General features: G+C 35.5%; 11 protein-coding genes and 1 pseudogene. 5 read left to right on the forward strand and 7 right to left on the reverse strand.

The features are described from left to right. Positions 1-59 precede the first annotated feature (59 nt). Together D2V05_RS08385 and D2V05_RS08390 are read left to right on the forward strand one after the other, a co-directional pair. Positions 60-974, forward strand: a complete 915-nt coding sequence (locus D2V05_RS08385; RefSeq protein WP_119646114.1) for an IS481 family transposase — start codon at positions 60-62, stop codon at positions 972-974. Between the two features lie 47 nt (positions 975-1,021). Further along, a pseudogene (locus D2V05_RS08390) lies at positions 1,022-1,546 on the forward strand (GNAT family N-acetyltransferase); the annotation flags it as partial. Between the two features lie 134 nt (positions 1,547-1,680). Here the strand turns inward: D2V05_RS08390 and D2V05_RS08395 are convergent. Beyond that, positions 1,681-2,070 carry a hypothetical protein gene (locus tag D2V05_RS08395; protein WP_119647220.1) on the reverse strand — a complete coding sequence of 130 codons (390 nt, stop codon included), beginning with the start codon at positions 2,068-2,070 and terminating at the stop codon, positions 1,681-1,683. On the opposite strand from D2V05_RS08395, the gene D2V05_RS08400 reads away from it, so the two are divergent. Together D2V05_RS08400 and D2V05_RS08405 are read left to right on the forward strand one after the other, a co-directional pair. After that, a complete protein-coding gene (locus tag D2V05_RS08400; protein ID WP_119647221.1) occupies positions 2,069-2,299 on the forward strand; it encodes a helix-turn-helix domain-containing protein in 231 nt (76 codons plus the stop codon). The genes D2V05_RS08395 and D2V05_RS08400 overlap by 2 nt on opposite strands. Positions 2,300-2,351: 52 nt before the next feature. After that, positions 2,352-2,651 (forward strand): nucleotidyltransferase family protein, encoded by a 300-nt coding sequence (locus tag D2V05_RS08405; protein WP_119647222.1) that lies wholly within the window; start codon positions 2,352-2,354, stop codon positions 2,649-2,651. Between the two features lie 198 nt (positions 2,652-2,849). On the opposite strand, the gene D2V05_RS08410 is transcribed toward D2V05_RS08405, so the two are convergent. From D2V05_RS08410 to D2V05_RS08430, 5 genes are all read right to left on the reverse strand, one after another. Then, the gene (locus D2V05_RS08410) at positions 2,850-3,896 is read right to left on the reverse strand and encodes a relaxase/mobilization nuclease domain-containing protein (RefSeq protein ID WP_119647223.1); all 1,047 of its coding nucleotides are present in this window, start codon (positions 3,894-3,896) and stop codon (positions 2,850-2,852) included. Then, the gene (locus tag D2V05_RS08415; protein ID WP_036382084.1) at positions 3,877-4,233 is read right to left on the reverse strand and encodes a plasmid mobilization protein; all 357 of its coding nucleotides are present in this window, start codon (positions 4,231-4,233) and stop codon (positions 3,877-3,879) included. The genes D2V05_RS08410 and D2V05_RS08415 overlap by 20 nt, the downstream gene beginning before the upstream one ends. A 138-nt stretch (positions 4,234-4,371) precedes the next feature. Further along, a complete protein-coding gene (locus D2V05_RS08420) occupies positions 4,372-4,662 on the reverse strand; it encodes a helix-turn-helix domain-containing protein (protein WP_119647224.1) in 291 nt (96 codons plus the stop codon). Between the two features lie 717 nt (positions 4,663-5,379). Further along, positions 5,380-6,393, reverse strand: a complete 1,014-nt coding sequence (locus D2V05_RS08425; protein WP_119647225.1) for a PD-(D/E)XK nuclease domain-containing protein — start codon at positions 6,391-6,393, stop codon at positions 5,380-5,382. Next, the gene (locus D2V05_RS08430; RefSeq protein WP_119647226.1) at positions 6,381-8,375 is read right to left on the reverse strand and encodes an argonaute/piwi family protein; all 1,995 of its coding nucleotides are present in this window, start codon (positions 8,373-8,375) and stop codon (positions 6,381-6,383) included. The genes D2V05_RS08425 and D2V05_RS08430 overlap by 13 nt, the downstream gene beginning before the upstream one ends. A gap of 397 nt (positions 8,376-8,772) precedes the next feature. Between D2V05_RS08430 and D2V05_RS08435 the strand changes: the two genes are divergently transcribed. Continuing rightward, entirely contained in the window at positions 8,773-9,900 is a 1,128-nt protein-coding gene (locus D2V05_RS08435) for a Fic family protein (RefSeq protein ID WP_119647227.1), read from the forward strand. 31 nt (positions 9,901-9,931) lie between these two features. On the opposite strand, the gene D2V05_RS08440 is transcribed toward D2V05_RS08435, so the two are convergent. Then, a complete protein-coding gene (locus tag D2V05_RS08440) occupies positions 9,932-11,194 on the reverse strand; it encodes a site-specific integrase (RefSeq protein ID WP_119647228.1) in 1,263 nt (420 codons plus the stop codon). Positions 11,195-11,371: the final 177 nt, after the last annotated feature.

The raw sequence follows: 11,371 nt of genomic DNA on the forward strand, positions 1-11,371 counted from the left end.
TGTGACTACGTCAACTAAAAGTGTACTATTTTGATAATAAATCAAGAGACACTTTTGACATGGAAAAGACAAGAGAAATTGAGCAATACTTAAGATGGAAGTTCAAACTAAGAGTACTTGAATTTGCAAAAGATTATGGAAAGGTCAAGGAGACCTGTGAAATGTTCAATGTTAGCAGGAGCAGCTATTTTAATTGGAAAAGAAAGTTTGACAAACATGGAGCAAAGGGTCTTTTAAGGAAAAAGAGGGAAGCTGATACCTACCCCAATAGAATCAATCAGAAAACGGTTGATCTGATATTGGACCTTAGAAAGGAATACAAACTTGGCACATGGCGCATCAAATGGTATTTGGAAAGATATCACAGTATCAATGTCTCTGAATCAAGTGTCTACAGAACCCTGAAAAGGAATGGTATCAAGCCGCTCGAACGAGCCGTTACCAGAAAAGCGATGGGACCTAAACGCTATGCCAAGAAAACCCCGGGCCACCATGTTCAAGTAGACGTCAAGTTCTTGGTTTTCCACACCAAAGAAGGAAAAAAGATAAAAAGGTATCAGTACACGGCGATTGATGATTGCACACGTATCAGAGCGTTGAAAGTATATGAAAGGCACAACCAATCAAGTTCCATTGACTTTATGGATTATGTGGTCGGTATGTTCCCGTTCCGAATCCATACCGTCCAAACCGACAATGGGCATGAATTCCAATCCAAGTTCAATTGGCATGTGAAGGACCTTGGCATGGAGCACCGTTATATAAAGCCCGGAAGACCCCAGCTCAATGGAAAGGTGGAACGGTCGCACCTCACGGACAAAAAGGAGTTCTATCAACTATTGGACTACTCCGACGACGTGGATTTGAACAAAAAAATAAAGCAATGGGAAGACTTTTATAACTTTGATAGACCACATGGTGCATTTAAGGGAAAGACACCCTATGAAATTTTAATGTATCACTTGAAAAAATAAGAATTCAGTGCCATTTTAGCTGAAGTAGCACACTCGTACCCTTTGAAAATTCAAGAAACCAAGAATTAAAAGAAATAATCTTCGAAAAGAGAATTTGGGAATTTATGGGTATGCACATTAACGATGAAGAGGATTTTCAAACTTATTTATCAAGTACAATCAACGACAAGCTTAACGGAATATGTTATCCCTTTTTAATAATAGATAAAATTAAAAATCGTGTTGCTGGCAGTACCCGCTATGGATATTTAAACTCTATCAGCGAAAAATGCGAGATTGGATGGACGTGGTACGGTATCAATTTTCAAGGAACTGGTCTGAACAAAGCATGTAAGTATGAATTACTGAACTTTGGATTTGAAAATATCGGATTTAGAAGAATCCAGTTCAGTGCTGATCAGGAAAATATAAGGTCACAACGTGCCATTGAAAAACTCGGGGCAAAAAAAGAAGGGGTCTTTAGAAACAATTATATTGCCCCGGATGGAGAAAGTAGAAACGATGTTTATTTCAGCATAATAAAAGAAGAATGGAACGAAATCAAAATTGCAAAATTTGCAGAGTTCGTATAATCCTAAAAACGGGAAAAAGCCGGTTGGTTGTTATCTTAATATCAAATAGCCGACATCTTATAACCTTATTTTTTTGCTGTTTCCCAATAAACTCAATAATAAAATTCAAGTTTTATTTTATTCTTAAAACTAGCTTAGTGCCTATCCTTAAATCCACTTCTTACGATTCTACCTACTTTTTGGCAGAGATTTAAATGGAGTTTCTTAAAAGTTGTCTCATCTATTTCTATGACTTCAGACCATTCATCGTAACCAGATAGATTTTTGACCTTGCCTTCTATTACTTTGAAAACCATAAAATCCGAGTTTTCGGACTTCATCAATGTTTCCATAGAATCTTGGAAAAGAACTTTGGCTTCCATATTGGAACAAAACACATATTTTATAAAATCATCTGATAGCTGAAATGGCATAACTTTATTATATGTCTCTATAAGGCTATAAACTAACAACAAAGATAATAAAAATTTCACGCTATATATGACGTAATATGTGTCCGCCGTTTTCTGCAACTTTCCGCCCATGCAGAAAGCCAATTATATAGAGGAGAGGAAAGCTATCGCTGACCGTATCAAAGATCTTAGAATCAAAAATGGATATACCAGTTATGAAGCTTTTGCGGTTGAGAATGGTCTCCCTCGTAAAAACTATTGGCGTATGGAGACAGGTGAGAACTTTACCATCAATACCCTGATTAGGATTCTCAAAATCCATGATATTAGCCTAGAAGATTTTTTTAAGGGCATCAAATAAGGATTCTTATTTCTCAAAAGCCTTTTAAATTCTTTATATCTTCCCATCTTGTATGAAATCCCTAAATGAGATAAAATCAATCTTGGAAAAGAATAAGAGTAGGTTATTCCATTCTTATCCCATTAAAGCTTTAGCGATTTTCGGTTCATTTGCTAGAAATGAAGGAAAGAAAAATAGTGATTTGGATATCTTGGTTGAATTCAACGATAAGATTGGTATTCGATTTATCGATTTGGCCAATGAACTGGAAAAACTCATTGGACTAAAAATTGACCTTGTTTCCCGAAAAGGAATCAAAGAAAGATACTTTAAATCCATAGAAGAGGATTTGATTTATATCTTTAAGAGATAATGAACATTAATCAATGGATATGCCTGACAGAGTTGAAAAAAATCCTACTTTAAAATTTCACATCCATATTGTTTAGTGAAAAAAATAATAGGATCTAGGAATCATAGAAGAACATTAGTAATAATTGCTATTATTATTCTTTCTTTTTCACTAAACATTCTGGCTTTGACTTTTTTAAATCATCCATACTATTGACCATTACAGTCTCCGTCCTTTTCCTTTTCGTCTTTTCTTCCTAAATCGTATCTTATCGTCAAGTTCCAGTTTAAAAGAATTCCATTGATTGTCATCGGTTTGATGTGATTTCAATCCAATTGCTTCAACGTTTCCCATATCACTTTTTGATTGTTCAATAGTTTTGATAGTCTGTCCAGTAATACTAAATGTCTTTCCTGCAATTGGTGTTGATGCCCTTCTAAATTCTTTAAAAGCGCTATCACTTCTTCGTTCTGTGCTATTATTTTCGAGAATAACTGCACGGTCTCTGTCTTGTTCATAATCGATTCGTTTGATGATATTGTTCCATGAAAATTGTCGCCCAAGGGTGCTTCCTTTGTATATAATGCTATTGTACCTAATGGAGATTCCTGTTACCCGTCCAGTACTTTTGCTTATGTTGAACTTGGGAGTTATTTTCATTTTAACCAGCTCTTTAATGAATTCCGTTACATTATTTGATTTTAAGATGGCATTTTCAAGATGCTGTTGAAGCATAAGTTTTAATGGTGGCTCTCCTGTTCTAAAAGCCTTTTGAATCTCTTTATGAGTAAGTGTTACCTTTTCTACCAATTCTAAATCACTTAGCTGAGATAGTCCATACTTAAGTTCAAGTTTCCGAACCAGATGCTCGCTTCGTTCGTAATCTTTACTGTCGCTGACCACTTCCCCGGAAAACTTTACACGATTAGCCACAATATGGATGTGTTCGTGTTCTTGGTCGCAATGTCGATACATGATATACTGATTGTCATCGAAACCCATGCCTTTCAGATAATCCATTCCCAAAGATGTGAATTGCCCATCACTTAACCTATCATCATAGGGCAGGTTCAATGAAACATGATACACCGCTTTGCCAAGTCGAGGTCGAAGTTGTCTGACCAAATTGAACTCCTGGGTCATATCTATGATCCTTCCATAGGTAAGATTGGTGTCCAACAGATGGCCTTTCCCCTGTTCTATCTTCTTTTCATTGTAGGCCAACACCCCATAGAAATCCTTTCCTTTAATCTGCTTGGCAATCACTCTTTACAATATTTGATTTTAGCATGTCCAAAATATTCTTTAATTCTGCTAGTTGATTAATTAACATTGGGGGATGTTTCATTCCCAGATGTACCTTTTTAGTGAGTTGGTTAATATTATTCCCGATACGGCCCAACTCAATGAAAAGTTGTCTGTCCTCAAGCAATATTCTTTTTCTTGGCAGTGCTTTTCCCGTTACCCTTTTCCTTATATAATCGGGAATCGTAATTCCCAGCGTACTTGCATTTTGGGATAGTATCAGGTATTCGTCCACCGTCATTCTCACGTTTACCCGAATAGCCTTTAATTCTCGTATTTTCTTTTTTGGTCTTGCCATATTTTAGGGGTTTGGGGAGATTCCCCAACAAGCCATGCGAACAGAGTGAGCAGTTTTTGCTTGCAAAAACATGGCTTGCTTCAAGATCTCCGATATAAAGTCCATTTTCTGTTTTGTCTTTGGTTCATCAATTTGTTTCTAAGAAGAGATTCCCCTTAACCGATTGATAAGTTCATTGATGTCATTGGGATGGAACAGGACACGTCCCCCAATAGGTATCTTTTTGAGCAGCCCTTTTTCCATCCAGGAATAGATGGTCGGTCTGGTCACTTTAAATTTTTTGACCAAATCGGCAATCGTCAACATTTCATTTTCAGTTTGATTTTCATTCTCCTCATCCTTCAGTTTTGGAGCTAAATTGTTTTTAAGAGATTCTACAGGAACATATTCCTTTAATCCATCGTCGTCCATGATAAATATGCGCTTCATATTACTGGTATTTGTTGATTTACTTTATTGAACAAACCTAGCAACATTGAACAGCATTTAACCCGTTTGCCATACATCAGTTTATGTACGGCAAATCAAGAAACATTCAAAATAAATTTGTATGGGAATTGAGGTCAAATCTAAGATAGGGATGGTAAGCCTCCGGAGGCTTACCATCCTTATTCGATTCCTCCGAGGCTGTTGCCAAAAACGATGTTTTTGGCAACAGATATAGAAATATGGGTAGGGAGAAAAAGAATTCCGTTTACGCCAACATTCGGACAATCTCTAGCCATTGTCTTCTTTCTCCCTTCCCACAAGTATTTTACAAAAAATTCAAGCTACTTCAAATACAATTATTTAAATAAATGTATAATCATACAAATGTATATATCATTAAATATTTATTGGTATGAAGTTCTTCAGAAGAGTCGATTAAGATTTTGTTTTTAAGAAAGGAGGAGTAATGGGAACCACAATTTGATTCACTCAATATTTCGTTGTGGAAGATTTTAGGTCACTATCTTGTTGGCTGATTTGCTGCCCTCATTTTTTTCTACAAAGACGGTATATTGCATCCGTTATTTGTACTCAACCCTGTATCTAACAATGATTTGGTTCCATTCCGAGCCACTAGAAAAGAAAAGGCCTCACAATTCCGTGAGGTCTTTTCTTATTTCTTCTGTAACAGATGTAGAACACATATCGGTATCTCAACTACTTCAAAACAATTACCTCTACATCAAAGGTTTTACCGTTAATTGTCTGCTGGCCATTCAAATCATAAAAATTATTTCTATCCTTTGTTTTATCGAAAGGGTCATAAACAAAACATATCAAAGTTTTCATCCATTGGCATATGTGATAAGACTGAATGTCTTCTTTAAGTTGTTTAATAAACTTTGCCTCATCAGTATCATTTTCCTTGATCATCTTAACTTCAATCAAAACACCTTTTTCCCTAAGTATTAAGTCAATTCTGGTTGAACTCGCCCCTACTTTAGGTATTGGATCTTCTTCTTTCAACATGAGAAACAAGGGTTTAAGCATAACATAGAGAATATCTTGAACATCATACTCATCTTTGAATTCAAAATTATTCTTTCCCTTTCTTCTGTCTTTTATTTTTTTGATTGCCTCTGGAAAATTTTTGATAACCTGATTAACCATTTCAAGGGCGGTTAAGTTTTGGTAGCCAACACGGTTATTCATCTTCAAAAAGTCTTCAATCAATACCAGTTCATTAATTCCAATCGTAGATTTTAATAGTGTGTCAATTTCCTCATCAAGCTCTTCTATGTTAGGCTCTTCATCCAACAAATATCTAATCAGATTATTTTGTCCACTGGATAAGCTTAAAATCAATTTATCTCGATACTGTTCAGGTAATACTTTATAGATTAAATATTTAAGTTCAATTTGACTTGAATGAAATTTTTTATCCAATATCATTTTTAAACGATCTGAACCATTGCATGCCAAGTACAAACCGAGCAATTTAAACACATTATTATCGATTTGATTTTTTTTACTCTGTGCTGAAATAATAGCATTAATGTCATCATTTGAAACCTGTTCTCCTTTGTACCCCAATAACGACATAGACTCTACTCCGGCCAATTCGAAATCTATTCTTTCATTATTGATATATAAATAGAAAGCAGATTGAATATTTTTCTGCTGTAAAATATTCTCTCTAATCCTCTTAATTTCTGCTATTAAATGAACCATAGTTTTTCGTTTATATGTCGAAGCCTATCAAAATCCCATCCTTCAACTTCTTTAAGTTTTTCTGTCAAGGATACCATCAAACTAGGGTACATCAATGTAACAGTACGTTTTGATGGCATATAAGTCCTATGAGATAAATCGGAGAACCAATATACCTGTTGCGATAAATACTGTAAGTCTTGAAAACTAGACCTCCAGTCCAAATTTATTTTTAAAGGGAGATTACTATTAGGGACAAATGTCAATAAGGCTTCTCTATCATCAAGAGGAAGATAAATACCCCGCTTCAAATCACTCTTTCCCTCACTATAAAAAAGACGGTAGTTATGCCCATATGCCAAATGTATTAGGGCATATTTAAAAGTATAATTATCAAATAAATTGACTACTTCTTTTACTGCGGCAAGCTCGTACTCACTACTCGCACTCTTGTAGATATGAAATATCAGTCTGAATTCATCACTACCCGTAATTGCCGCACTTTCAATTTCTTGTTTTATTATTTTCTCAAGGAACAGGATTAAATTTTCCTTATAGTTTTCCAAAGTTGATATAGGTACGCAATCCCCGACTAGGTAACGCCCATCTGGATCAAAAATCTGCGCTAAGCCAAGTACGTGTTTGCCATCTTGTAATGTAGTAGACCCAATACCTATAATGAACTCTTTTTTTAATTTATCCTCCTTCTCAATCGTCCAAGCAGTACCCCCTATTTTGGCGTAGATATTTAATGAGATATTAGTGAGAGAAAAGGAATTTGCCCCATTAATTGTCTCAATGGTAATCTGTTGTGTAGGAATACCATTGCCAATAAGTTTTGCCTTACAGTAATAATAAGGAGAAGATGGAACTGGAATAGTTTTTTGATCTTCACTTACAACAACTATAACCAGTTCTGTTTCCAATACTTCATCATTATAGATAACAGAAGCATAAGAATCTAGTTTTTCATCCGGCACAAAAACTGTATTAAACACAACTTCATTGATATGAAGTTCGGATTCTAATTTATCTTTTAAAGTTTTAAGGAAAGTTTCTGTTCGTCCTTCATACTTAGTAGGACATATCACGCCAATTTTTAAATTGCTGCTTATCTCCTCATAGGATGCTGGCTTATATTCTTTGACCATTTGGTTGTAATAGGGCAAATTTTTAGTGTTCTCTTGTCCAGCATAAAAAAAACGTTTTGGCCTCCTAAGTACATCAAAGCTAAATTCCGCGGATGGAATGTTGTAAGCCTTTAACGGTTTAATTTTCCCTTCGTTAGGCAGTTTTACTTCTGGCAAGATATTTTTATTTAGCCAACCGACAAACTTCTGAATATTGTTATAATTGGAAGCGTTATTGGAATTTTGCTTTTCAAAACTTTCAAATTCTTGGCGCTTACCCATTGCGTCAATATATCGTTTGATTGCTTGCTTGTTTGCATGAATCGAATTCTCATCCCCTCTTAATCCCGAGGTGTCAAATCCATTGGCTTCTAAAGTTTGCTTATCCTGTGTAAACACATATTTGGTTCTTAGAGAAATAGTGAACCCAAGAATATTCTTCTTTTCTTTTTTAAAATACTTTGGCGAAATCGTATAACAATTATGTGCAGATAGGCCATTAATCCCTTGAAGTTTATTATTTGGAGAAATAACCTCCCAAGAATGGGAATACCTCTTATGAATTACCTCTAATCTTTCATCCCTACTTAAAGCGTCCATCAAGCAAGATTCAAGAATTTTACTTACAATTTTCGGAACAGATAAAAGACTTATAGATTCTTTTTTACTATTTAATGGTAAAACCTTAGTTAGTCCCGATTTGCCCCAATAAAATATTTCATCCCTAACCCTATAAAATTGAAAATCGGGGTATTCGTCTTGAAGTTGAAGATAACTTTCTTTTGTGCTGTAGTCTGAAAATGGAACTTTCGACAATTGAAAAGTTTGCCCTTCTATTTCTGCTTCGAAAAAATTTAAAAAAAGACCTGCCATATGTATTTCACTAAAAGTTTGTTAAAAATCAAAATCCATACCATAATACTTGTAGGATTATATGACGTTATTTTACATAAAGAAACAAACAATTAGCGATTGTTTAAGACAAAATGTCATCTTACAAATATTTCTCTTACAAGCTAATAACTTCAGTAGCTCCAATATTTAGACTTTACAAAGTGAGTAAGATATACCACCTTCTCCCGGAAAAAATTAAGCACAATATAAGCACCAACAAACAGCTGAAAACAATTCTTCTATATCAAATCAAATAATCCGTTTTTAGGAGTTCTCAGTGACCGTTTCTTCCATTTTTCTCTTTTGGGCTATAAAAATTTAATTTATAGCTCATTTTTATGTTATTTTTGAGCTATAAACCTTAATTATTTGGCTCATGACAGCTTTTAAATGGAACTGGCAACAACAAGACTGGCCCAATTTCAGATATGATGAAGCAGCTTTGGAGGACCTGGAATATCAGTTTGTTCAAACAAGTGGAGTAGCACTAGGTTCAATTAAACATATTGATGAGGAAGACAAAAATGAGCTTTTAATTGAAGTTTTGTCGGATGAGGCACTAACTACTTCGGCAATTGAAGGGGAATATCTTGACCGTGGGAGTATTCAGGAATCCATCAAAAAAAACTTAGGACTTGAAACGGAAAGAAAGAAACTTCCCCAAGCTGAATATGGAATATCTGAAATGATGGTCAATCTATATCGAACATATGCAGTACCATTGACCCATGAACAACTTTTTGAGTGGCATCAGATGCTCGCCAATGGCAGAAGGGATTTAGTGGATATTGGAAGATATCGTACCCATGAAGATCCTATGCAGGTTGTTTCAGGACGCCTCGACAAGCCGACGGTACATTATGAAGCACCCCCCTCATCAAAAATGACAAATGAAATGGAAGCTTATGTTCGTTGGTTCAACGAAACCCACACGACAAACAAATCCAAAATGCTTCCATTGGCCAAGTCAGGATTGGCACATTATTACTTTTTGGCCATCCACCCCTTTGAAGACGGAAATGGACGTATTGCTAGAGGGATTTCAGAAAAATCGATTTCCATGGATTTGGGCAGACCAGCACTTATATCCCTATCACAGACCATTGAGTCAAACAAAAAAGAATACTATTCTTCCATCGAAGCCCATAATTTCAAATTAGACCTTACTGAATTCCTACTATACTTTGGGGAAACTATACTTGCAGCACAACAACACACCATCAAAACCATTGACTTTTTGATTCAAAAAGCCAGATTCTTTGATCAATACTCCCGTTTGATGAACGAACGCCAGCTAAAAGTAGTCCAACGTATGTTCAAAGCCGGATATAGTGGATTTAAAGGAGGCCTTAGTGCAGATAATTATATCCGTATAGCCCGAACATCAGCATCAACAGCCACACGTGATTTAAAGGATTTGGTCAACAAATCCATATTAGTCAAATCTGGGGAACTCAAAAGCACACGGTACTCACTAAACTTAAAATTCAAAAACGAAGTTTAATTTTTCCTGACAAGCAAGCAAGATTTCGTTTTTATGAAATTCCCCAGGCCTCTTTCAATTTTTGTGCGGCCTCATAGTTTGAAATTTTGAGATAACGACGGAAAGCTTTTTCTGATTTATGGCCGGAAATCTTCATGATGAGTTGCACATCGATGCCATTTAGGTAAGCATTGGTACAAAAGGAACGCCTACAGGTATGGGAACTTATCAATTTATATTTCTCCAAAAGTTGAGCTTCTTTAATGGTTCCCCGTTTATGTTCAATTTCTACTTTTTGGTGAAGTTTGGCCGAATCCCCAAGTTCCTTTATACGCCTGTTGAAAGTGAATGAGTCAATATCGGGAGCATATCCATCATATTTTCCCAAAATGTTCTTGACTTGGGAACGAAGTGGCACTACAATTCGGCCAGATGTCTTCTTCTGTCGAATATTCAAAAACCCATTATCGTCCAAATACTCAGGTCGAATCCTCGAAATATCGGAAAACCGAAGCCCTGTCAAACACCCAATTACAAAAAAGTCCTTTACTTTCTCCAATTCTTCATCGGCTTTACAATCTACGGCCGCAATAGACTGAATTTCATCATCGGACAGATAGATATGGTCCACTTCTTCTTGAACTACCTTAAATGCTGAAAGATCAATGGGCTTGATACGGTTTCTACGCATACGGTCATTTAAAAAAGCCTTTAAGTTCTTCACCAACTTGCCTATGGTATTGTTCTTCATTCCGACACCCCCATTCTTTAATGGAGCATGGTACGCTAGGTAATCCGTCCATTCTTGGTAGAAATGATAATCAAAAGCATTGAAATCGATGATGATTCCCGAAAATTCCTGGAAACCCTCCAAATGCTTTCTAAGTGAATTGTAATCCTTGATAACATCTTTGACCACCTTGCTCTTTTTGCTTTCCAGATAATGGTCGAATTCAGTAAAAAAGTCTTGGACAGGTTTTGAATTGATGGACGGTTCTCCTTCTTCAAATTGTTTCTTGAACATCTTTTTTGAAAGTGGCCTGCCCTGATTTCGATAGCTGGAAACTATTTGATTGGCCAAGCTGTCCATTTGGGTAAGTTGAACAAATTCAGAACCCACTTCCTTTGATTTTTTAAGGAACGATTTATCCTTGTTCCAATACTTCATTGCAATTTCAATTCCCGTGTCGATTTGGATTCTTACATGACGATTTTCATAGTATCTTAATTTGATACTATGGGTTCCATTTTTGTTTGGTGATTCTGAAATATAAAAGTTGTAATTATACATTTGCGTGCTGCATTCGTGCTGCATTTTTCATGAAAAGTAGTGTTTTATGATGTAAAATAAAAATCAACATACATTTAATTAATTGATAGTCAATAAAATAATGTAAGTTAATGAAATGTTAAAAATGTAGGATAGCATCCCTGTGCTACTTCAGCTAAAATGGCACTGAATTCTTATTTTTTCAAGTGATACATTAAAATT

It is taken from the genome of Flagellimonas pelagia, from assembly GCF_003584135.1.
Lineage (GTDB): Bacteria > Bacteroidota > Bacteroidia > Flavobacteriales > Flavobacteriaceae > Flagellimonas > Flagellimonas pelagia.

Bases quoted from the DNA above. Each gene is read 5' to 3' on its own strand.
- D2V05_RS08385 (WP_119646114.1), top strand. From the start codon at position 60: ATGGAAAAGACAAGAGAAATTGAGCAATACTTAAGATGGAAGTTCAAA.
- D2V05_RS08400 (WP_119647221.1), top strand. From the start codon at position 2,069: ATGCAGAAAGCCAATTATATAGAGGAGAGGAAAGCTATCGCTGACCGT.
- D2V05_RS08395 (WP_119647220.1), bottom strand. From the start codon at position 2,070: ATGGGCGGAAAGTTGCAGAAAACGGCGGACACATATTACGTCATATAT.
- D2V05_RS08405 (WP_119647222.1), top strand. From the start codon at position 2,352: ATGAAATCCCTAAATGAGATAAAATCAATCTTGGAAAAGAATAAGAGT.
- D2V05_RS08415 (WP_036382084.1), bottom strand. From the start codon at position 4,233: ATGGCAAGACCAAAAAAGAAAATACGAGAATTAAAGGCTATTCGGGTA.
- D2V05_RS08420 (WP_119647224.1), bottom strand. From the start codon at position 4,662: ATGAAGCGCATATTTATCATGGACGACGATGGATTAAAGGAATATGTT.
- D2V05_RS08425 (WP_119647225.1), bottom strand. From the start codon at position 6,393: ATGGTTCATTTAATAGCAGAAATTAAGAGGATTAGAGAGAATATTTTA.
- D2V05_RS08430 (WP_119647226.1), bottom strand. From the start codon at position 8,375: ATGGCAGGTCTTTTTTTAAATTTTTTCGAAGCAGAAATAGAAGGGCAA.
- D2V05_RS08435 (WP_119647227.1), top strand. From the start codon at position 8,773: ATGACAGCTTTTAAATGGAACTGGCAACAACAAGACTGGCCCAATTTC.
- D2V05_RS08440 (WP_119647228.1), bottom strand. From the start codon at position 11,194: ATGCAGCACGAATGCAGCACGCAAATGTATAATTACAACTTTTATATT.